The organism is Brevundimonas sp., from assembly GCF_965227765.1.
Taxonomy (GTDB): domain Bacteria; phylum Pseudomonadota; class Alphaproteobacteria; order Caulobacterales; family Caulobacteraceae; genus Brevundimonas.
In genome coordinates this window covers 2,331,495-2,353,275 of record NZ_OZ245778.1, presented here as the reverse complement: position 1 = coordinate 2,353,275, position 21,781 = coordinate 2,331,495, and the positions used below count along the sequence as shown (strand labels likewise).

16 protein-coding genes are annotated in these 21,781 nt (G+C 68.1%); 10 read left to right on the top strand and 6 right to left on the bottom strand.

Annotated features, from left to right (window positions below):
* The first annotated feature begins 6 nt into the window (after positions 1-6).
* Both ACO05L_RS11335 and ACO05L_RS11330 read left to right on the top strand, forming a co-directional pair.
* Complete coding sequence (locus tag ACO05L_RS11335) at positions 7-1,143, top strand: efflux RND transporter periplasmic adaptor subunit (RefSeq protein WP_421729278.1); 1,137 nt, start codon at positions 7-9, stop codon at positions 1,141-1,143.
* Complete coding sequence (locus tag ACO05L_RS11330) at positions 1,143-4,391, top strand: efflux RND transporter permease subunit (RefSeq protein ID WP_421731681.1); 3,249 nt, start codon at positions 1,143-1,145, stop codon at positions 4,389-4,391. Before ACO05L_RS11335 ends, ACO05L_RS11330 begins: the two co-directional genes overlap by 1 nt.
* An 18-nt stretch (positions 4,392-4,409) precedes the next feature.
* Here ACO05L_RS11330 and ACO05L_RS11325 read toward each other — a convergent pair whose 3' ends face one another.
* On the bottom strand, positions 4,410-4,889 hold the full coding sequence (locus ACO05L_RS11325; protein WP_421729277.1) for a c-type cytochrome: 480 nt from the start codon (positions 4,887-4,889) through the stop codon (positions 4,410-4,412).
* A 163-nt stretch (positions 4,890-5,052) separates the two neighbouring features.
* Between ACO05L_RS11325 and ACO05L_RS11320 the strand changes: the two genes are divergently transcribed.
* Complete coding sequence (locus ACO05L_RS11320) at positions 5,053-5,349, top strand: FeoA family protein (protein WP_421729276.1); 297 nt, start codon at positions 5,053-5,055, stop codon at positions 5,347-5,349.
* Positions 5,349-7,241 (top strand): ferrous iron transporter B, encoded by a 1,893-nt coding sequence (gene feoB, locus ACO05L_RS11315; protein ID WP_421729275.1) that lies wholly within the window; start codon positions 5,349-5,351, stop codon positions 7,239-7,241. The genes ACO05L_RS11320 and feoB overlap by 1 nt, the downstream gene beginning before the upstream one ends.
* Here feoB and ACO05L_RS11310 read toward each other — a convergent pair.
* Positions 7,238-7,867, bottom strand: a complete 630-nt coding sequence (locus tag ACO05L_RS11310; protein ID WP_421729274.1) for a TetR/AcrR family transcriptional regulator — start codon at positions 7,865-7,867, stop codon at positions 7,238-7,240. The two genes, feoB and ACO05L_RS11310, sit on opposite strands and share 4 nt — an antisense overlap.
* Before the next feature lie 260 nt (positions 7,868-8,127).
* Here ACO05L_RS11310 and ACO05L_RS11305 point away from each other — a divergent pair, with 260 nt between their 5' ends.
* From ACO05L_RS11305 to mnhG, 6 genes are read left to right on the top strand one after another with little or no spacing between them, the layout of a single operon-like run.
* Positions 8,128-11,046 carry a monovalent cation/H+ antiporter subunit A gene (locus tag ACO05L_RS11305; RefSeq protein ID WP_421729273.1) on the top strand — a complete coding sequence of 973 codons (2,919 nt, stop codon included), beginning with the start codon at positions 8,128-8,130 and terminating at the stop codon, positions 11,044-11,046.
* The gene (locus tag ACO05L_RS11300) at positions 11,046-11,387 is read left to right on the top strand and encodes a Na+/H+ antiporter subunit C (protein WP_421731680.1); all 342 of its coding nucleotides are present in this window, start codon (positions 11,046-11,048) and stop codon (positions 11,385-11,387) included. Before ACO05L_RS11305 ends, ACO05L_RS11300 begins: the two co-directional genes overlap by 1 nt.
* Positions 11,384-12,979: a monovalent cation/H+ antiporter subunit D gene (locus ACO05L_RS11295; RefSeq protein ID WP_421729272.1), complete on the top strand. Its 1,596-nt coding sequence runs from the start codon at positions 11,384-11,386 to the stop codon at positions 12,977-12,979. Before ACO05L_RS11300 ends, ACO05L_RS11295 begins: the two co-directional genes overlap by 4 nt.
* Complete coding sequence (locus ACO05L_RS11290; protein WP_421729271.1) at positions 12,976-13,464, top strand: Na+/H+ antiporter subunit E; 489 nt, start codon at positions 12,976-12,978, stop codon at positions 13,462-13,464. The genes ACO05L_RS11295 and ACO05L_RS11290 overlap by 4 nt, the downstream gene beginning before the upstream one ends.
* Positions 13,461-13,742: a K+/H+ antiporter subunit F gene (locus ACO05L_RS11285; protein ID WP_421729270.1), complete on the top strand. Its 282-nt coding sequence runs from the start codon at positions 13,461-13,463 to the stop codon at positions 13,740-13,742. Before ACO05L_RS11290 ends, ACO05L_RS11285 begins: the two co-directional genes overlap by 4 nt.
* Complete coding sequence (gene mnhG, locus ACO05L_RS11280) at positions 13,739-14,089, top strand: monovalent cation/H(+) antiporter subunit G (protein WP_421729269.1); 351 nt, start codon at positions 13,739-13,741, stop codon at positions 14,087-14,089. The genes ACO05L_RS11285 and mnhG overlap by 4 nt, the downstream gene beginning before the upstream one ends.
* Before the next feature lie 6 nt (positions 14,090-14,095).
* Here mnhG and ACO05L_RS11275 read toward each other — a convergent pair whose 3' ends face one another.
* The 4 genes from ACO05L_RS11275 to ACO05L_RS11260 are packed head-to-tail and all read right to left on the bottom strand — an operon-like array spanning position 14,096 to position 21,604.
* Positions 14,096-15,229, bottom strand: coding sequence for an acyltransferase family protein (locus tag ACO05L_RS11275; RefSeq protein ID WP_421729268.1), 1,134 nt, complete (start codon positions 15,227-15,229; stop codon positions 14,096-14,098).
* A 5-nt stretch (positions 15,230-15,234) separates the two neighbouring features.
* Positions 15,235-16,911 carry an N-acetylglucosamine-specific PTS transporter subunit IIBC gene (nagE, locus tag ACO05L_RS11270; protein WP_421729267.1) on the bottom strand — a complete coding sequence of 559 codons (1,677 nt, stop codon included), beginning with the start codon at positions 16,909-16,911 and terminating at the stop codon, positions 15,235-15,237.
* On the bottom strand, positions 16,908-19,472 hold the full coding sequence (gene ptsP, locus ACO05L_RS11265) for a phosphoenolpyruvate--protein phosphotransferase (RefSeq protein ID WP_421729266.1): 2,565 nt from the start codon (positions 19,470-19,472) through the stop codon (positions 16,908-16,910). Before ptsP ends, nagE begins: the two co-directional genes overlap by 4 nt.
* Entirely contained in the window at positions 19,469-21,604 is a 2,136-nt protein-coding gene (locus ACO05L_RS11260; protein ID WP_421729265.1) for a family 20 glycosylhydrolase, read from the bottom strand. Before ACO05L_RS11260 ends, ptsP begins: the two co-directional genes overlap by 4 nt.
* Between the last annotated feature and the right edge of the window lie 177 nt (positions 21,605-21,781).

The window sequence follows — 21,781 nt, the reverse complement described above, 5'->3', positions numbered from 1 at the left end:
CCCCGCGTGATCAAACGCCACTTTTTCCTCGTCGCCGCCGGTATTATTCTGGCGCTGATGGTCCTGGCGGCTGTGCTGCGAGTGGTGTTTGCATCCAATGACGAAGGTGGGCCGGGTGGACCCGGCGGCGGCCCAGGTGGCGGCAGAGGCCAGGTGGTGTCCCAGGCTGTCATCGCCGACCGCCCCTTCAGCGACCAGATCCGCGTTCTTGGCGTCGCGCGGGGACAGCGATCGGTCAATATCACATCCTCGACCACCGAACTGATCACCCAGGTCCTGTTCACGGACGGCCAGCGTGTCGCCGCAGGCGCCCCTCTGGTCAGGTTGCAGGCGCGCGAGGAAGACGCCGGGATCATCGAGGCGCGGGCCAATGTCGTGCAGGCCGAGCGTGAGTACGAACGCTATCGCGTCCTGGCCGAGCGGGGCGTGGCCCCGCGCGTCACGGCGGAACAGGCAGAGACCTCGCTGGCGACGGCGCGGGCGTCGCTATCCGCCGCAGAGGCCCGGCTGGGCGACCGCACCATCCGTGCGCCGTTCTCGGGCGTGCTGGGCCTGACCTCGGTGACGGCGGGGACGCTGATCAACCCCGGCGCGGTGATCGCCACCCTGGACGACATCAGCGTCGTGCGCGTCGATTTCCCAGTGCCCGAGCGGTATCTGGGCGTCCTGCGTGCGGGCCTGCCCCTGACGGCGACGGCGGACGCCTATGCGGGAGAGGTCTTCTCTGGCCGCATCGCCCTGATCGACACCCGGATCAACGAGACCACCCGCGCCGTGACCGCGCGCGCCGAGTTCCCCAATCCCGGCGGTCGTATCCGGCCTGGCATGATGATGCGCGTGGCGGTGACCCAGGGGCTGCGCCAGAGCGCCGCCGTTCCAGAGGCTGCGGTCCAGTACGAGGGGCAGGGCGCTTTCGTCTATCGGATCGCACCCGGCGAGAAGGGCTCGACCGCCCAGCGGGTCGAGGTCCAGACCGGCGCCGTCGAGGGCGGCTTCGTCGAGATCCTGTCCGGCTTGACCGCCGGAGACAAGGTCGTCGGCTCGGGCTTGAACCGTATCCAGCCTAATGCGCCGATCCGGGTGAATGAGCCGAGCAGGGCGGGAACGGCCGGCGCTGCCTCCAACCCGGCTTCAGCACGATGATGTTGTCGGATGTGGCCGTCCGCCGGCCGGTGTTCGCGGCTGTGGCCGCGATCGTGCTGTGCGTCATCGGTCTGGCCGCCTTCTTCTTCCTGCCTGTGCGCGAACTGCCCGATGTCGATCCGCCGGTCGTCTCTGTCAGCACGACCTACGCCGGCGCCTCGGCGGAAGTCATCGAGAGCCGGATCACCGAGCCTGTCGAACAACAGGTGGCCGGCATCCAGGGTATCGAGCGGATCACCTCGGCCAGCCGTGACGGCCGCTCGAACGTGACCATCGAGTTCTCGCTGGACCGCAACATCGACGACGCCGCCAACGACGTGCGCGACCGTGTGGCGCGCGTGGTCGGCCGTCTGCCGGACCAGGCAGACCCGCCCGAGGTGTCCAAGGCCGACAGCGATTCCCAGCCCATCATGGTTCTGTTCCTGCGTTCGACGGGCATGAACCGGCTGGAGCTGACCGACTATGCGGACCGCTATCTGATCGACCGCCTGGCGACCGTCCCCGGCGTGGCCCAGGTCCAGATCTATGGCGAGCAGCGCTACGCGATGCGGATATGGCTGGACTCCAAGGCGATGGCGGCGCGTGGCCTGACCGTCTCCGACGTCGAGAGCGCTCTGACCGCCCAGAACGTCGAACTTCCGGCCGGGTCGCTGGAATCGACGGACAAGGACTATACCGTCCGCGTCGCCCGCACCTATGCGCGGGCCGAGGACTTCATGCAGTTGCCGATCGGCACGGCGGGCTCGGCCTCGACCACCAGCGCGGGTGGGACCAGCAACACCACCAACACCTCCAGCGGTACGCCGTCGGGCGCCGCGTCCGCCTTGCAGGGGCGAGCGACCTATGTGACCCGCCTGGGCGACATCGCCCGGGTGGAAGAGGCGGCTGAGGAATCCCGGCGCCTCTTCCGCGGCAATGGCCTGGATCAGATCGGCCTTGCCGTCACCCGCCAGGCCCAGTCGAACGACCTCGCGATCTCCGAAGGCGTGCGCAAGCTGATGACCGAAATCCAGCCGACCTTGCCGGCCGGGACCGAGCTTGCGGTCGGATCGGACAACTCGGTCTTCACCTCCCACGCCATTGACGAGGTCTGGATCACCATCGGCATCTCGATGGCGCTGGTCGCCCTAGTCAACTTCGTCTTCCTGGGCAGTCTCAGGGCGGCGCTGATCCCGTCGATCGTGGCGCCGATCTGCCTGCTGGCCACCTTCATCATCCTGGCGCCCCTGGGCTTCTCGCTGAATCTGCTGACCCTGCTGGCCCTGGTGCTGGCTATCGGGCTGGTGGTCGATGACGCCATCGTCGTGGTTGAAAACATTCAGCGTCGCCTGGATCACGGCGAGCCGCCGCTGATCGCCGCCGAGCGTGGCGCGCGTCAGGTCTTCTTCGCCGTCGTGGCGACCACGGTCGTGCTGCTGTCCGTGTTCGCGCCGCTGATGTTCCTGCCCGGATATGTCGGGCGGCTGTTCGTCGAACTGGCGGCCGCCATCGCCGCGGCCGTGGCCTTCTCCGCCTTCCTGGCGCTGACCCTGTCGCCGATGCTGGCGTCCAAGATCCTGAAGCCCGCAGGCACGGGCGGTTGGGTCGCCCGCCGCGTCGACAAGGCGATGGACGCACTGAAAGACAGCTATTCGCGGTCTCTGACTGCGATGGTCGGAAGCCGCGCGGCCGTGTTCGGCGTCGTCGCCCTGATCCTGGTGGTCGGGGGCGGGGCGGCGGCGATGTTCGTCCACCTGCCTGACGAACTGGTGCCGCCGGAAGACCGGGGCCGGGTCGGGATCCGCGTCTCTGGCCCCGAGGGCGCGGGCTTCGACTATACGCGCAAGATCATGCTGGGGCTGGAACCCATCCTGGCCGAATACAGGGATGGAGGCGAGGTCGACAGCTATCTGGTCTCGGCCCCCGGATTCGGCGGCGGCAGCTACAACTCCGGCAACGCCTCGCTGACGCTCAAGGACTGGTCCGAGCGCAGCCGCTCGGCCGACGAGATCGCTCGCGAGATCAACGGCAAGCTGCGAAGCCAGACGGACGCCCAGGTCAACGCCAGCGTCCCCGGCGCCTTCCAGCGCGGCGGCGGTGGCGGCGGCGGTTCCAACAGCGTCGAGATGATCGTCACCGGCTCGGAATACGAAGCCCTCTATCGCTGGCTGCAGCCCGTGCTGGCGGCCTCGCTGGAAAACCCCGGCTTTTCCCGCCCGCGCCTGAACTATGAGCCTAACTCGCCGCGCCTGCTGGTCGAGGTCGACCCGGAAAAGGCGGCGGCCCTGGGCGTGTCCTCTCAGGCGATCGGTCGCACGCTGGAGACGATGTTCGGGTCTCGCCGGGCCACGACCTACATCAAGGGCGGCCAGGAATATGACGTCATCCTGCAGACCGACCGTGAGAACCGGCGCGGCGTGAGCGATCTGGAGACCCTTTACGTCGCCTCGGGATCGGGGGCTCTGGTGCCCCTGTCCTCGGTGGTTACGACCAAGACCACGGGCGATACCCCGGATCGCCGTCGCCTGGATCGTCAGCGCGCGATCACGCTTCAGGCCGATCTCAACCCCGGCACCACAATCGCGGACGCCGTCGCCTTCCTCGACGCCGAGGTGGCCAAGCAGCCGCAGGGTGTGGCCACGGTGCGATGGGGCGGCGCCGCGCGCGATCAGCAGGAGGCGGGCGGCGCTGTCGCTGCGGCCTTCGGTTTGGCGTTGCTGCTGGTCTTCCTGGTGCTGGCGGCCCAGTTCGAGAGCTGGATCACGCCTGCGGTCATCATGCTGACCGTGCCTCTGGCGGCGGCGGGCGGGCTGTTCGGTCTGCTGATGGCGGGGTCCAGCCTGAACATCTATTCGCAGATCGGGCTGATCATCCTGATCGGGGTGGCCGCCAAGAATGGCATCCTGATCGTCGAGTTCGCCAACCAACTGCGGGATCAGGGGCGGTCGATCAAGGAGGCGGTGGTCGAGAGCTCGGCCCTGCGTCTGCGGCCCATCATCATGACCTCGATCGCCACGGCCTTCGGCGCCCTGCCGCTGGTGCTTTGGCATGGTGCGGGGGCCGGCAGCCGCCAGACGATCGGCGTGGTGATCTTCACCGGGGCCATGTTCGCGACCCTGCTGACCCTGTTCGTGGTGCCCGTGATCTATGGCCTGCTGGCGCGCTTCACCAAGTCGCCGGAATACACCGCCCGCAAGATCGAGGACTGGGAAGCCCAGGAGATCAAGTCTCCAGCGGGCGAGGATGTTTCGCCCAAGCCGACGGCCTGATCTCCCTGTCGGGCAGACTCAGGTCGGCGGCGCCGCGTCGACGCTGAGGAAGGCGATGACGTCGCGGCGGTCCGTGGCGTCAGGCAGGCCGGGGAAGGTCATCTTGTTGCCTGGCAGGAAGGTGCGCGGGTTCTGCAGCCAATGATCGATCCGCGCGTCGTCCCAGGCGAAGCCTGCGGCCTTCAGGGCGGGCGAGTATTTGAAGCCTGCATGGGTCCCGGCGGTGCGGCCGATGACGCCGTACAGGCCGGGGCCGGTCATATTTGGTCCGTTGGGCGTGATGGTGTGGCAGGACCGGCAGCGGGCGAAGACCCGGCGGCCATTCTCCAGATCGGCGGTGTTGTAGGGGGCGGGCAGGGCGGCCAAGGCCGTCGTGCGTTCCGCCGCCGTCAGAACGCGGGGGGGAGCAGCGGGAGGCGTGGCCTTGGGGGCTTCCGCAGGGCCGCAGCCTGCCAGCAGTCCTCCGATCATCGTGGCCGCCAGAATTACCTGTCGCATAGCATCCTCCCGTGTCGGTGCTGGTGATAGCGCAAGCGCCGCCGGGCGCAATCCGTCGCACCTTCGCGCGGTGGAACCTATGGACGCAGGCCTGTCGCACCTGATAATCAGTCACAGATACGGCGACGCCGCTTCGTGCCGCCTGCAAGTCGAGTGAGCATCCATGACGAACGTCATCAAGCTGAGCGAGGCCCGCGTCGGCCAGCGCGGCGTCATCACCGAGGTCGGCTCGCATTGCCATCACCAGGTCGAGGATGTCGAACTGGAACGCCGCCTGCTTGAGCTGGGCTTCGTTGAGGGCGCGCGCGTCGAACTGATTCATCAAGGCCTGTTCGGCCGCGACCCCATCGCCATGAAGGTGGATGACATGCGCGTGGCCCTGCGGCGCAAGGAGGCCGCCAGCCTGACGGTGGCCCTGGACGCCGCTCCGGACGTCTCCCTCCCGGAAGCCGCCGAATAATGGACATCGCCGTGCGCGCCGCCCGGATCGCCCTGGTCGGCAATCCCAACTCGGGCAAGACCGCCCTGTTCAACGCCCTGACCGGCGCCCACCAGAAGGTCGCCAACTACGCCGGGGTCACCGTCGAGCGGAAGGAGGGCTTCATCCGCTCGACCTCGGGCCGCAGCCTGTCGGTTCTGGACCTGCCCGGCACCTATTCCCTGCGCGCCCGCAGCCCTGACGAAGAGGTCACGCGCGACGCCGTCCTGGGCCGACTGGCCGGAGAAGCGGCGCCGGACGCGATCATCTGTGTCGCCGACGCGACCAACCTGCGGCTGGTGTTGCGGCTGGTGCTGGAGCTGAAACAGGTCGGGCGGCCGATGGTTCTGGCGCTCAATATGTACGACATCGCCCAGCGCCAGGGCCTGCGCATCGACCTGGAAAAACTATCGGCCTCGCTCGGCGTGCCGATCGTGACCACGGTGGCGACGCGCAAACGCGGCATCGACGACCTGATCGCCCAGGTTGAGGCCCTGACTTTGGACGCCATCCGCGTCGGCGGCGCCGAGGGGGAGTGGCACGCGCCCAGCGCCACCGAGATCCGCGAGGCCCACAAAAAGGCCGAACGCATCATGCGCGAATGCGTCCGCCCGCCCGAGCGTCCCGACACCCTGACGGGCCGGGTCGATGCGGTTTTGCTGCATCCGGTCGCCGGCCTGGTCATCCTGCTGAGCCTGTTGTTCGTGATGTTCCAGGCCGTCTTTGCCTGGGCCACGCCGGCGATGGACGGGATCGAGGCGGCGTTCGGCCTGCTGGGTTCGGCGGTAGCGGCGATCCTGCCCGACAGCGGCCCCGTCTGGCCTCTGGTCCAGAGCCTGATCGTCGACGGTGTGATCGCCGGCGTGGGGGGCGTGCTGGTCTTCCTGCCGCAGATCGTCATCCTTTTCGCCTTCATCATCCTGCTGGAAGACTTCGGCTATATGGCTCGCGCGGCCTTCCTGATGGACAGGATCATGGGCGGCGCCGGGCTGCACGGGCGGGCCTTCATTCCCCTGTTGTCCAGCTTCGCCTGCGCTATTCCGGGCGTGATGGCGGCGCGTGTGATCGACGCCAAGCGCGACCGGCTGACCACCATCATGGTGGCGCCTCTGATGACCTGCTCGGCGCGCATCCCGGTCTATACCCTGATCATCGGCGCTTTCATTCCGCAGCAGACGGTCTGGGGCTTCGCCAACCTGCAGGGGCTGGTGATGTTCGGCCTCTATGCGGCGGGGATCGTCAGCGCTCTGCTGGTCTCCTTCGTCATTCGCAAGATCTTCTGGAGAGGCGCGGTCGAGCCCTTCATGATGGAGCTGCCGACTTACAAGATGCCTGACCTCAAGAGCGTCGGCTTCAACCTGTGGCTTCGCGCCAAGATCTTCATGCAGCGGGCCGCTCGGATCATCCTGCCGCTGATGATACTGGTCTGGGCCGCCTCGACCTTCCCCTATCCGCCAGAGGGCGCGACCCTGCCGGCCATCGACTATTCCCTGGCCGGGATGATGGGTCACGCGCTGGAGCCGATCTTTGCGCCCATCGGCTTCAACTGGCAGATGGTCATCGCCCTGATCCCCGGCATGGCGGCGCGCGAAGTCGCCGTCGCCGCCTTGGGCACCGTCTATTCCATCGCCGACGCCGAAAGCGCGGGCAGCCTGCTGGGCGCGACCCTGGCGGCCCAGTGGTCGCTGGCCACCGGCCTCAGCTTCCTGGCCTGGTACGTCTTTGCACCCCAGTGCGTGGCGACCCTGGGCGTGGTCAAGCGCGAGCTGAACAGCTGGAAATGGATGTGGGTGATGGTCGTCTACATGTTCGCCCTGGCCTATGGGGCGTCGCTGGTGACCTATCACACGGCCGTGGCGCTGGGCTGGGGCTAGCGCCCCGTCACCAGCTTGACGACGATATGGGCCGTCGTGTCCAGGATCGTGTCGGGCGCGGTGTCGCCGCGTTTCAGCAGCTCGAACCCGGCGGCCATGCCCTCGACCAGGCTGGCCACCTCGTATGAGGTCAGGCGCGGGTCCAGCCCCTTGGCGTGATAGCCGGTGGCGTGGGCCTGGGCGATGCGCCGTTCCAGCGCCAGGTGAACGCGACGCAGGCGTTTGACGCGGCTCTCGACGAAGCCCGCCTCGCCCTTGTCGGCGAGCATATGCTCGATCCGCAGCATCGGACCATGCTCGTGCCAGAAGTCCAGCACGCCGACGATATAGGCGCGCGCGGCGACGAAGGCCTGTTCGCCAGACCAATCGCCATCCAGATGCCGGGCCAGGGGCTGGAAATCGTTCGAAGCCAGTTCACACAGGGCCAGAACGGGTTCCTCGACCGTCTTGTAGTAGGTGTAGAAATTGGTGGGCGACAGACCCGCCTCGGCCGCCACGTCGGCGACGCGGATCTCGCCCAGGTGCCGTCTCTGCAACAGCGACTTGGTCGCCTCCAGGATGGCGTCCCGGGTCTTGCCGCCGCGCGCACCGATCCGGTGTCCAAGCTTGTTGAGGTTGGCGGGCATGAGGAGCGGACGCTGGCTGATCGGGAGGACGGGATCGGCTCCAGGAATCGAACCGCGCCGTCCACTCTACAGCAAGGTGAAGCTGACTCAGCATTTTTCGTGGAGCTCAGGTGGTTTGAACCCTCCGCAACGGTGCTCTGGATGGCGGCGATATGTGAGCCCGCCTTTGACGCTGGGGGGCTGGGCGCCTAAGGCTTTGATGGCGAATCCGTTCAGGAATCGACCGCCGCCGTCAGCCTTCGGAGACGACACCCCGCACGATGCCAGTCAGCCTGCTCTTGATCATCATCCTGGTGCTGCCCTTCTGCGGGGCGATCATCGCCGCTGGCCTGCCGCGAAACGCCCGTACGGCGGCGGCTGTGCTGTCGTGGGTTGTTGCTCTCGTCAGCCTGATCTGTCTGGGCGCCCTGTGGCCACTGTTCCGGGACGGCGAGATCCTGCAGCACGAAATCCGCTGGCTTCCGTCCCTGGGTCTGAACCTCGTGATCCGGCTCGACGGGCTGTCGTGGTTGTTCAGCGCCCTGATCCTGGGGATCGGCGCGCTCGTCGTCCTTTATGCCCGCTACTATATGTCGCCCAAGGATCCGGTGCCCCGGTTCTTCTCCTTCCTGCTGGCCTTCATGGGCGCCATGCAGGGGGTCGTGCTGTCGGGCAACCTGATCCAGCTCGTGGTCTTCTGGGAGCTGACCAGTCTCTTTTCCTTCCTGCTGATCGGCTATTGGCACCAGAACCCGGCGGCGCGCGAGGGTTCGCGCATGGCGCTGACTGTGACGGCGGCGGGCGGCCTGGCCCTGCTGATCGGCATGGTCCTGATTGGGCAGATCGTCGGCAGCTATGACCTGTCCGTCGTCCTGGCCTCGGCCGCCGTGATCCAGGCCTCGCCCCTCTATGTGCCTGCGTTGCTGCTTGTGCTGGTCGGGGCGATGACCAAGAGCGCCCAGTTCCCGTTCCACTTCTGGCTGCCGCGGGCCATGGCGGCGCCGACGCCTGTCAGCGCCTATCTGCATTCGGCCACCATGGTGAAGGCCGGGGTGTTCCTGCTGATCCGCTTCTGGCCCGTGCTGGCGGGAACCGAGACCTGGCAGATCATCGTCGGGGGCGCGGGTCTTGCGACCCTGTTGCTGGGGGCCTGGTGCGCCATCTTCCAGCACGACCTGAAGGGCCTGCTGGCCTATTCGACCATCAGCCACCTGGGCCTGATCGTCCTGCTGCTGGGGTTGGGCACGCCGCTGGGGCTGATCGCCGCGGTCTTCCACACCGTCAACCACGCCACCTTCAAGGCCTCGCTGTTCATGGCTGCGGGCATCATCGACCACGAGGCCGGCACCCGCGACATGAGGCGGCTCAGCGGCCTGCTGAAATTCATGCCCGTGACCGGCGTCCTGGCCATGGTGGCGGCGGCGGCCATGGCGGGGGTGCCGTTGCTGAACGGCTTCTTGTCCAAGGAGATGTTCCTGGCCGAGACCCTGGCCAGCACCGGCGCCCACCCGCTCGGGTTCGCCCTGCCGGTCCTGGCCACGGTGGCCAGCGCCTTCAGCGTTCTGTACTCGCTGCGCTTCATCCATACGACCTTCTTCGGTCCCCCTCCGACCAAGCTGGACCGCGTGCCGCATGAGCCGCCCGGCTGGATGCGCAGGCCTGTCGAGGTGCTCGTCGGCCTGTGTCTGCTGGTCGGCGCCTTCCCGGCCGTGACCGTCGGTCCCTTTCTGAGGAGCGCAGCCGTCTCGGTGCTGGGGCCGGATCTTCCCTATTACAGTCTGGCGGTCTGGCATGGTTTCAATTTGCCGCTGCTGCTCAGCCTCCTGGCCCTGTGCGGCGGGGTCGGGCTGTATCTGGCCTTTGGTCGCCGGATCAACGCCAACTCGCGCGGCGGGCCCTGGGGCCTGAAGGTCCTGAACGGCGGCTGGCTGTTCGAGCGGACCATGACGAAGCTCTACGACGGGGCGGGGCGGCTGGTCGTGGTGTTCGGCACCGCCCGGTTACAGCCCCAGATCCGCGCCATCGTCCTGTTCGTCATGGTGGCGGCGGGAATCGCCCTGGCGGGCTCAGGCCTCGGCCCTCTGAGACTGCCAATCGGAGGCGTCCAACTGTCGGATGTGGCCTTTGCGGGATTGTGGACCGTGGGCGGGCTGTGCGCCCTGGCCGCCGCCTGGCAGGCCAAGTATCACAGGCTGGCGGCGGTAGTCCTGATGGGCGGGGCGGGACTGGTCAGCTGCCTGTCCTTTGTCTGGCTGTCGGCGCCGGACCTGGCCCTGACCCAGTTGCTGGTCGAGGTGGTGACGACCGTTCTGCTGCTGCTGGGCCTGAGGTGGCTGCCCAAGCGTCTGGAGGCCCTGACCGTCGCACCGCATCTGGAGGCCCGCGCTCGATTGAGGCGCAAGGTCGATCTGGTGATCGCCGGCGGGGCAGGGGCGGCGATGGCGGTCGTGGCCTATGCGGTGATGACCCGTCCCGCAGTTGACCGGCTGTCGCGTTTCTTCGTCGAGCACGCCTACTCCGACGCGGGCGGGCGCAACATCGTCAATGTCATCCTGGTCGACTTCCGCGCCTTCGACACCTTTGGCGAGATCACCGTCCTGGGCATCGTCGGGTTGACGGTCTTCGCCCTGCTGCGGCGATTCCGACCGGCGGGCGACACCCTGCCCGAGCCCAAGCAGAAGCGGGTCCAGGACGCCAGCGACCGCACGCGCGCCAATCGTTCAGAGGGCGACACCCTGCAGGAGACCATGCTGATTCCGCGCGTGGTCATGCGCTGGATGTTCCCCTTCATCGTGCTGCTGGCGGCTCACCTGTTCCTGCGAGGCCATGACCTGCCCGGCGGCGGTTTTGCAGCGGGGATCGCGGTCTCCATCGCCTTCGTGCTGCAATACATGGCCTCGGGCGCGCGGTGGGTTGAAGAGCGGCTGGCCATCGCCCCCATCTTCTGGATCGGCGCCGGCCTGTTGATTGCGGCGGCCAGCGGCGCGGGGGCCTGGATCTTCGGCTATCCCTTCCTGACGTCATGGTTCAGCTATGCCGACCTGCCGCTGCTGGGCCGTGTGCCCCTGGCCAGCGCCGTGCTGTTCGACCTGGGTGTCGTGGTCCTGGTCGTCGGAGCCACCGTCCTGACCCTGGTCGCCCTGGCCCACCAGTCGCTGCGCACGCAGCGCGGGACGGATGAGGAGGGACAGGAGCCATGATGGAATTGGTCCTCGCCCTGGCGATCGGCGTCCTGGCGGCCTCGGGGGTCTGGCTGTTGCTGCGCCCGCGCACCTTCCAGGTCATCATGGGGCTGTCGCTGCTGTCCTATGCGGTCAATATCTTCATCTTCGCCATGGGCCGGCTCAGGTCCGGCGCGCCGCCTGTGCTGATACCCGGCGTCGAGGACCCTGCGGCCTATTCGGACCCCGTGCCACAGGCGCTGGTTCTGACGGCCATCGTCATCAGCTTCGCGCTGACTGCTCTGTTCCTGGTGGTCATCCTGGCCGCCCGCGGGCTGACCGGCAGCGATCACGTCGACGGACGGGAGCCGGGCGCATGACCGATTGGCAGTCCCATATCGTCATCGGCCCCATCATCCTGCCCATGGCGGTGGCGGCGGCGATGCTTCTGCTGGACGAGCGCCGCCGCATCCTGAAAAGCGCCATGGCCCTGGCCGCCATGGCCGCGATTCTGGCTATGGCGTTGATCCTGCTGCACGAGAGCGCGACCGGCGCGACCGGCGGCGGGGACACCGCGCGGGTTTACCGGCTGGGCGCCTGGGCCGCGCCCTATGGCATCGTCCTGGTGGCCGACCGGCTGTCGACCCTGATGGTGGCCCTGACGAGCGTGCTGGGGGCCTGTTCTCTGATCTTCGCCATGGCGCGATGGGACCGGGCCGGACCGCGTTTCCATGCGCTGTTTCTTCTGCTGGTCATGGGGGTGAACGGCGCCTTCCTCACGGGAGACCTGTTCAACCTGTTCGTCTTTTTCGAGGTCATGCTGGCGGCGTCCTACGGCCTGGTCCTGCATGGGTCGGGCGAGGCGCGCATCCGGGCGGGCCTGACCTACATCGCTGTCAACCTGACGGCCTCGCTGCTGTTCCTGATCGGGGTCAGCCTGATCTATGGCGTGACCGGAACCCTGAACATGGCCGATCTGGTCGGGCAGGTTCGCCAGGTCGCGCCCGATGACCGCGGACTGCTGCACGCCGGGGCGACAATCCTGGGCGTGGCCTTCCTGATCAAATGCGCCGTCTGGCCGCTGGGCTTCTGGCTGCCGGTGACCTATTCCGCCGCCAGCGCGCCCGCCGCGGCGGTCATGGCCATCCTGTCCAAGGTCGGGGTCTATGTGATCCTGAGGCTCAGCCTGCTGCTGTTCAGCGCAGACGCGGGCGCCTCGGCCGGGTTCGGACAGACCTGGCTGCTGATCGGCGGCCTCATCACCCTGGTGTTCGGGACCCTGGGTCTGATCAGTTCAGGCGACCTGCCTCGCGCCGCCGGGTTCGCCGTCATGATCTCTTCGGGCACCATCCTGGCCGTGGTCGGTCTGGGTGGGACGGCGGTGCTGGGCGGCGCCCTGTATTATCTGGTCGGGTCCACCCTGGCCTGTTCGGTGCTGTTCCTGCTGGCCGAGATCCTCCAGCGCGGTCGCGAGCCTGACGCGGGCGGCGAGAGGGCTGTGTTCGACGACGAATATCGTGATCCGTTCGAGGACGATGAGCGCAACGAGCCGGGCCGGGTGATACCCGCCGCCGTCGCCCTGCTGGGCGGGGCCTTTTTGGCCTGCACCCTGATGGTCGCGGGCCTGCCGCCTCTGGCCGGATTTATCGGCAAGCTGGCCATGATCCAGGCCCTGATCGGCGATGGGCGAGCATCGGCCTGGGTCATCGTCGCCTGTCTGTCGCTGTCCAGCCTGGGCGCCCTGATCGGCCTGACCCGGCTGGGCGTCGGCGCCATCTGGGCTCGTGCGGAGGACGCGCCATCGGTGGTGGTGGGATCGGCGGAGTTGACGGCCATGATCGGCCTGCTGGGGGCGTGCATACTGCTGACCCTGTTCGGGGAGCCCGCCATGCTGTTCGCCCAGCATACGGCAGACTGGCTGGCGCGGCCCGAGGCCTATGTCAGCGCCACCCTGGGCGGAGGCGCACGATGAGACGAATCCTGCCTCACCCCATCCTGTCGGTCGGGCTGTTCGTGGCGTCGATCCTGATGAGCGCGTCCGTTGCGCCGCCCTCGATTGCACTGGCGGTGATCGCGGCCCTGACGGCGCCCTGGATCATGATCGCGCTTCGCGTGGACCCCATCCGTGTCCGGGCGCCTCTGACCATGGTTCAACTGGCTCTGGCTGTCGCCGCCGACGTGGTGCGGTCGAACTGGGCCGTGGTGCAGATCATTCTGGGCGGGCGCAAGCGCGAGCGGGTCTCGGGCTTCGTCCATGTGCCCCTGACCCTGCGCGACCGCTACGGTCTGGCCGTCCTGGCCATCATCGTCACCAGCACGCCGGGCACCCTGTGGGTCGAGTATGAGGCCGCGACCGGGCGACTGCTGCTTCACGTCCTCGACCTCGTTGATGAAGAGGTCTGGGTGCGGACGATCCAGGAACGCTACGAACGCCGGCTGAAGGAGATCTTCGAATGAGCGGGGCCGTGCTCGCCTGGGGACTGGGTCTGGCGCAACTGATGTTGATCGCCGCCATGGGGCTGTCGGCCTGGCGCGTCGTTTCCGGTCCGCGCGCCCAGGACCGGATCCTGGGGATGGACACCCTGTATGTGACGGGAATGCTCCTGGTCGTCGTCTTCGGCATCCGCACCGGCAGCGGGCTGTATTTCGAGGCGGCGCTGATCATCGGTATGCTCGGGTTCGCGGCCACGGTCGCCCTGGCCAAGTTCCTCATGCGCGGCGAGGTGATCGAATGACCGGCGCCGACCTGCCGCTATGGGCGGCGATCCTGGTGACCGCCTGCGTCTTGGCGGGCTCTGCCTTGACCCTGTTAGGGACGCTGGGGCTGGTGCGATTGAGTACCTTCTACGAGCGGGTTCATGCGCCGACGCTGGGCGCGACCCTGGGCATGGCGCTGATCCTTCTGGCGTCGATCGTCTATTTCACGCTGGCCGATGGGCGCTTCATGCCTCGCGAACTGCTGATCGGACTGTTCCTGACGGTGACCACGCCCGTGACCCTGATCCTGCTGTCCCGCGCCGCCCTGTTCCGGGATCGGACCGAGGGCGCCGAAGATGTGCCGGATCAGACTGAAGACGCCTGAGACCGGTCAGACGCGGATGATCCAGTTCCTGCGGCGCAGATAGGCCATGCACAGCCAGATGAAGGCGATGAACAGCGTGATCGGGATCAGGGCCGCTGCGGGTTCGCCGATGACGGGCCGGGCCATCTCGAACGGGGCGACCAGCGGCCGCCAGCCGACCATGGGCCCTGCCAGGGCGTGCAGCACATAGGCCGCGATGGCGTTGACGCCAAAGGCCGCCGGAATGCCGATGACGAAGGCGGCGGCTCGACCGTCGACTGTCTTGCCGTCCAGCAGACCATGCAGCCCCGCCAGCGCCAAGGTCGTCAGCCCGCAGGTCGTCAGGACGAAGCTGCTGGACCAGATGTCCTTGACGATGGGGAAGACCAGGCCCCAACCGATCCCGATTGCCAGCATAAGAGCGCCCGCCGCCGCAAGCCGCCAGGCCGCGCCGGTCCCCTGTCTGCGTGACAGGAACTCTCCGACCATGACGCCGATGAGGCCGTGGGCGATGGCGGGCAGGGTGCTGAAAAGCCCCTCTGGATCGTAGCCTGCCGGGCCTTTGACATAGTTGTGATCGCCCAGCAGGACCCGGTCCAGCGAGGCCCCGAAATTGTGCCCCGGCTGCCAGATGTCGGTGGCCAGACCGTCCAGTGAAGGCATCAGCGACAAAGGCCAGTAGAGGGCCAGAACCGCCACGATCAGGCCAAGCCTCACCTTCGGCCCTGTCAGGTGAAACAGGATCGCACAGGCGCCATAGACCAGGCCGATCCGCTGCAGCACGCCCCAGAACCGCCAGCTCATTCCATCCGGGTTCTGGATCCAGAACAGGTTGGACAGGAGCAGACCTAGCAGGAACAGCCGCGCGACACGCCACAGGATCGGGGCCAGTGGCAAGGGGCCGTGACGGCCCTCCGTGTTCTGAGCCATGGCCAGGGGGATGGAGACCCCGACGATCATCAGGAAGGCCGGGAAAACCAGATCGGCCAGGGTCAGCCCGGCCCATTGTGCATGAAGCAGCAAGGGATAGACCGCGACGCCGTCGCCGTAGTGCAGGCCGGCGGCGGCATTGACCATGATCATGCCGATCACCGTCAGGCCCCTGAGCACGTCGAGGGACAGCAGGCGGTGCGTGGTCTTCGCAGCCGAAGCCGTCGTCATTCGGCTCATGCCAGCAGTTGCAGGCGTCGGTCGCCCGTATGCACGAAGCCGCGCGGCAGGGCCTGGCTCAGAGCGGTTTCGTCGACGGCCTCTGGGGCCTTCACGGTGACGCAGATGCGGCCGGCTCGGCTTTGCGCAGCTTCGATGTTCGTCGAGCCGCCCAGCGCAGCCAGAAGATCGGCAGACAGGGTGGCCGCCGCACCCTTGGCGGGGGTGGCGATGACGGCGGGCTGACGGCCCAGGGCGTCGCGGATGTCCTGGGCTACGGCGTCGGCGATGGGACCCAGAACCACCTGCAGGGCCTCGGGCGATGGCGCGATCATGCCGCGCGCGCCGAGCCGTTTGAGCCCAGGCTCGTCGACCCGGTCGCGCGCCACGATCTCAAGCCTCAGGCGGGTGGTGCAGGCGGCGACGGCGCGCAGGTTGTCGCGACCGCCCAAGGCCGCGATGAAGGCCTCGCCACGATCACTGGACAGGCTGCCCGAGGCTGGGCTGGCGACTGCGACCCCTTCGTCGTCCTCGCGACCCGGCGTTTTCAGGTCGAACCAGCGGATGAACAGCCGGAACAGGCCGTAGTAGGCGAGCGAATAGACCAGACCGACCGGCAGCAGAAGCCAGGGCCGCGTCGACCTGCCGAAGTTCAGCACATAGTCGAACAGGCCGGCGGAGAAGGTGAAGCCCAGATGGACCTCCAGCAGGTTCATGATGACCATGGACAGCCCTGTCAGAACCGCGTGGACGGCGTACAGCACGGGGGCCAGGAACATGAAGCTGAACTCGATCGGCTCGGTCACCCCGGTCAGGAAGGCCGTCAGGGCCAACGAACCCAGCATCCCGCCGACGGCTTTGCGGCGCTCTGGCCGGGCGGCGTGGTACATGGCCAGACAGGCGGCGGGCAGGCCGAACATCATGACCGGGAAGAAGCCGCTCATGAAGGCCCCCGCGCTCGGGTCTCCGGCGAAGAAACGGTTCAGGTCGCCGGTGGCCCCGTTGAAGTCGCCGACCACGAACCAGGCGACATTGTTCAGGATGTGATGCAGGCCGGTGATGATTAGCAGCCGGTTCAGCACGCCATAGATGAACAGGCCGACCTCGCCCGAGCCGACGACGGCGCGGCTGAACACCTCAAGGGCCTGGTCGATGGCCCCGAAGGACAGGCCGATGATCGCCGCCAGCAACACGGCCGCGACGCCCGAGACGATAGGCACGAACCGACGGCCGCCGAAGAAGGCCAGATATTCAGGCAGGTCGACCCTGGAAAAGCGGTTGTAGGCGGCCCCGGCGATCAGGCCGCACAGGATGCCGACCGGAACCTCCAACCGCGTCATGGCGCTGTCGCGGAAGGCGGTCAGGGCGGCGGTGGCGGCGTCGGGGTCCAGCCCGGCCAGCACATCGGCGGGCGCCGCGATCAGGGGGTTGGCCGCCTCGATGGTGATCAGATAGGCGACCAGCCCGGCCAGACCCGCCGCGCCGTGGTTGTCGCGCGCCAGACCGACCGCCACCCCGACCGCGAACAACAGGCCCAGGTTGGCGAACACCGCCTGGCCCGCGGCCGACAGAAAGGCGATGTCCAAGAGATCCGGCTGACCCAGTCTGAGCAACAGCCCGGCCACCGGCAGGACCGCGATGGGCAGCATCAGGGCCCGGCCCAGGGGCTGCAGGCTGGAAAGGCCGATCTTCATGCGACAGCTCCATTAGCCGAACGAAGGACAGGGGCGGGCCGATGTTCGGCCACCAGGGCGCGGACGGCCTCGGCGCTGTCCAGTGTCAGGGCCTCGGCGGCCAGGGCCTGGCAATCGGCCAGGGTATGACTGCGCACAACGGACTTGATCTCGGCCGTCATCGACGGGGTGGTCGAAAGCTCGCGCACGCCCAGGCCGATCAGGATGGGCGCCGCCGCCGGATCCGAGGCCAGGCCGCCGCAGACGCCGATCCACTTCAGCGGCGCGTCCGAGACTGCCCCCGCGACGGACTGGGCGATCAGGCGCAGGACGGCGGGATGCAGGCTGTCGAGATCGGCGGCCAGGGCCGGATTCTGACGGTCCATCGCCAGCGTGTATTGCGTCAGGTCGTTGGTGCCGATGGAGATGAAGTCGATCGCGGGCGCCAGAAGGTCGGTGGTGACGGCGGCGGCCGGGGTCTCGATCATAATGCCCACAAGCGGCGTCTTCTCGGCCGTCGCGGCGGTCGCCATCTCTAGCAGGGCCCGCACCTGACGCACCTCGGCGACCGAGGCGATCATGGGCAGAAGGATGGCCACTGGGCCCTTGGAGCGAACGCGGCAGATGGCGCGCAACTGGGTCAGCAGAAGGTCTGGTCGGTGAAGGCCCGAGCGTACTCCGCGCAGGCCCAGCGCCGGGTTCTCCTCCGGCGGCGTCACCAGATAGGGCAGGGGCTTGTCGCCTCCGGCATCCAGGGTGCGGATGATCAGCGGCCGCCCGTCCAGGGTGTCGGCGATGGCCTGATATTGGGCGAGTTGCTCGTCTTCGTCCGGCGCGCTCTCGCGGTCCAGGAACAGGAACTCGGTTCTCAGCAGGCCGCAACCCTCGGCGCCGCCCGCGACCGCCGGCCCAGCCTCCGCCACGTCGCCCAGGTTAGCGAAGACCTCGATGCGGACGCCGTCGGCGGTGTGACAAGGATCTTGAGCCTGGGCCAGGGCGTCGGCGCGGCGACGCTGACGCGCAGCGAATGCGCTCTGGGCGGCGGCCTGCCGCGTGGCGGAAGGCGATGCGATCAGGCGGCGCGCATCGGCGTCCAGCACGACCAGGGCGCCGTCCTCGACCGCATCAAGTCCCTGGCCGACTGCGACCAGGGCGGGCACGCCCATGGCGGCGGCCAGGATGGCGACATGGGAGGTGGGGCCGCCGCGCGAGGTGCACAGGCCGGCAACCTTGACCGCATCCAAGGCCATCAACTGCGACGGCAGAAGATCGTCGGCGATGACCACCGATCCGGCGCCCAGCGCGGTCACGGGGGGCGCCTCTCCGGTCAGGGCGCTGAGCACCTGTCGCTCCAGATCCAGAAGATCGTCGGCCCGCTCGGCCATGCGGGGATCGCCCAGGGCGCGGAACAGGTCGGCGCCCGCGCGTGTCGCCTGTCGCCACGCGAACCCGGCGCTGCGACCCTCGCCGATCGCGCGTTCGGCCTCGTCGATCAGGCCGGGGTCGTCCAAGAACGCCAGGTGGGCCGCCAGGATGGCCTTGCGGTGGGCGCCGCCCGTCGCCGCCGCCTTTTCGACCCGCCCGCGCACCGCGTTCAGGGCGTGGCCCAGGGCGGCGGATTCCTCAGTCGCGCTCAGGCCGTCGGCGGGGACGGTGATCTCGATCTGGCGTAACCGGATCGCGCGCCCGATCACCAGGCCGGGTGCGGCGGTCACCCCGGTCAGGATCAGTTCGCCCGCCTCGGCGACCTCTGCGGGGGCTGACCGTGAAGGCGTTGCTACAGCGATAGGGGCGGGGGCGGCGGTCTCTTCCAGCCCGGCGGCGATCAGGGCGCAGACTGCATCAAGGGCCTCTGCGGCCTGAGGCCCGCTGGCCGTCAGGTGGAGCTCCTCACCGTCCTGGACGCCTAGTCCCATCATCGCGATCAGGCTGGAGGCATCGGCCTGACGGTCCTCGCGGCCCAGCGTGACCCGAGCGTCGAACGCCCTGACACAGGCGAGGATACGCGCCGCCGGGCGAGCGTGAAGGCCGTGGGGCAGGGCCGCGCGGAGGGTTCGGGCGAGGTTCGTCGTCGGGCCAGTCGCTGGGCCAGAGACTGGCCGGGTCGTTTGCAGACCCGCCGCCTTCTGAACGGCGACGGTCATGACGGGATCACCCGCCCTGACGCTGCGCCCCGGCGACAGGGGGCGAATGTCGGCGCCGCCCGCGACCACCACCATGGGCGAAATCAGGCTGGTCGCCATGGTCGCGATGAGGTCCAGGTCCAGCGTCAGCAGAGGATCGCCGGTGCGGACGTGAGCGCCCTGGGCGACATGGGCGGTGAACCCCTGACCGTTTAGGGCGACGGTCTCCAAGCCCAGATGGATCATGACCTCTACGCCTTCGGGCGACCGGATCGTGACGGCATGAAGGGTCCGAGCCAGACCCGCCACGACGCCGTCGAATGGCGCCCGGACCACGGTGTCGGTCGGGTCCAGGGCCACCCCTTCGCCGACCATGCCGCCGGCAAAGGCCTCGTCGGGCGTCTCGTCCAGCCGGCGAAGCCAGCCGTCCATGGGCGCGTGGACGGTCAGTTCGCTCATCGGGCGGCGTCCAGCGTGATCCAGTCGATGCCCCACATCGGGTCCAGCCCCGGTTGGGCGAAGCGCAGGCACAGGTCATGGCGCCCCTCGCGCGCCGGAAGCTCGCCGGTCAGGATGGTGACGCCCGGATCGGCAGAGGCGGCGGCCAGGGGCAGGACCAGGGCGATCTCGCCCTCGCAGCCGCCGATGCGGACCTCAAGCTCGCCCTCGGCCGTGCGTGGCGTGGGCAGGCGGATATTGTCGCGTGCTGCGCCGATCTGGAAGTTCCACGGCACCTGACCCACGGCGACCTCGAACGACACGGGCCGCGTCAGGTCGGCGGACTGATAGAGCCAGCAGGGGTTCATCACATCCATCACGAAGGCGGGGCGTTCACCCTTCAGCGGGTAGTCGTCGATCATCGACAGGCCCAGACCCTCGGTGCACATCTTCAGCTGGCGGCTGTAGCGACGCTCGCCGTCGGGCGGCGGGATGGTTACGGCGTCGCGCAGGCCGGTTTCGGCATAGCGGATGCCCAGGGCGCGATAGCGGGCCAGTTGCGGCTCCAGCCGGGCGCGGAAATCGGACCAGTTCAGCCGCTCGTGCGCGGTCCAGGCGATCTCGGCCAGGGCGCTGGCGCGGGGGAAGGCCATGTATTCGATCCGGCTTTCGTCGATCATGTGCTCGGTGAAGAGATTGGCCTGAACCCCCAGGACGTGACCGGCCTGTTCGGGCGTCATGGCGTCAGGCGTCGGGTCGAAGTCGTAGATGTCGCGCAACGACACCGCTGTGCTGCGACCAGGCGCGCCGTCGTCGGTGTTCTGGCGATAGTCGAAGTACAGGGTCGGTCCGGGCGTCATCACCGTGTCGTGGCCCAGGCGCGCGGCTTCGATAGCGCCTTCGACGCCGCGCCACGACATGACGGTGGCGTTGGGAGCCAGGCCGCCCTCAAGGATCTCGTCCCAGCCGATCAGGCGGCGATCACGCGCGTTCAGGCGCTTTTCCAACTGCGCGATAAACCAGCTTTGCAGCTCTTCCTCGTCATGCAGGCCCAGTTGGACCATGCGGGCCTGGGTGCTGGGCGAGGCCTTCCACTCGTCCTTCACCGCCTCGTCGCCGCCGACGTGGACATAGAGGCCGGGGAACAGGTCCATGACCTCGTCGAAGACCTTGGCGAAGAAGGTCAGGGTGACCTCGTCGGTGTTGAACAGGGTGGGATAGATGCCCCAGTCGGACGGCACGGCCGGAACCGCCGATCCCGGCGCATCAGTCACGCCCAGTTCGGGATAGGCCGCGACCGCAGCGCTGGCGTGACCCGGCGCGTCGACCTCGGGCACGATGACGATGTTGCGCGCCTGAGCATAGGCGACGATCTCGCGCACCGTGTCCTGAGTATAGAAGCCGCCGTACAGGCGCGGGCGGCCGGTCGCGGGGTCGATGTCCATCTGGGCGCCGGCGCCGGCGGGCACGCGCCAGGCGCCGATCTCGGTCAGGCGGGGATAGGCCTTGATCTCCAGTCGCCAGGCCTGGTCGTCGGTCAGGTGCCAGTGAAAGACATTCAGCTTGTGGATGGCCATCCAGTCGATGAAGCCCTTGATGAACTCGGGCGACTGATAGTGGCGCGCGGAATCCAGCATCATGCCGCGCCAGACGAACCGGGGCGCGTCCTCGACACTGACAGCCTGGATCGTGATCTCGCCCGGCTGGGTCGCGGCGGGGGCGCCGAGTTGCCACAGGGACACGCCGCCATACAGCAGGCCGCCAAAGTCGGTGGCCGTGATGACCGCGCCCTCGGCGCCGACCTCCAGCACATAGGCGTCCTTGGCATGGCCTGGGTCGCGACGCAGGACTATGGCCCCCGACCGGGGGTCGCCCTCGCTCGCTGTCAGGGTGACGCCCCAGGTGCGGGCCGCCAGCTCCGCGAACCGAGCCGCGGCCTGGGCGGCCTCGGCGTCTCCGACCGGGGTCAGGACCGGCGTTGCGGCCGTGATCTGGAAGGTTGTCGGGCCTGGTGTGACTCTTAGGGGCTGAGGGATGATGGCCGGGTTCGGGGCGGCCTGATCGGCGTGCGCCGGACCTCCCGTCAGGGCCGTTGTGGCGACGGCGATGGCAAGGAGGGGACCCATCATGAAGGTCGGGGCGATCCGGATCACAGGCGGCCTCGGCGGTTATGGAAAAAGGGCGCGTGGGTCCCGTCGTGCCACGCAGGTTCGGCCCTGACCGAACGCAGTGTCGGCTTTGGACCTGGGGAATGTCTCCACCGAATGAGGCGCGACGCAAGCCTGCGCGACCATCGGTCCCGGAACAGGGGGCGGGAACGACGTCGTCGT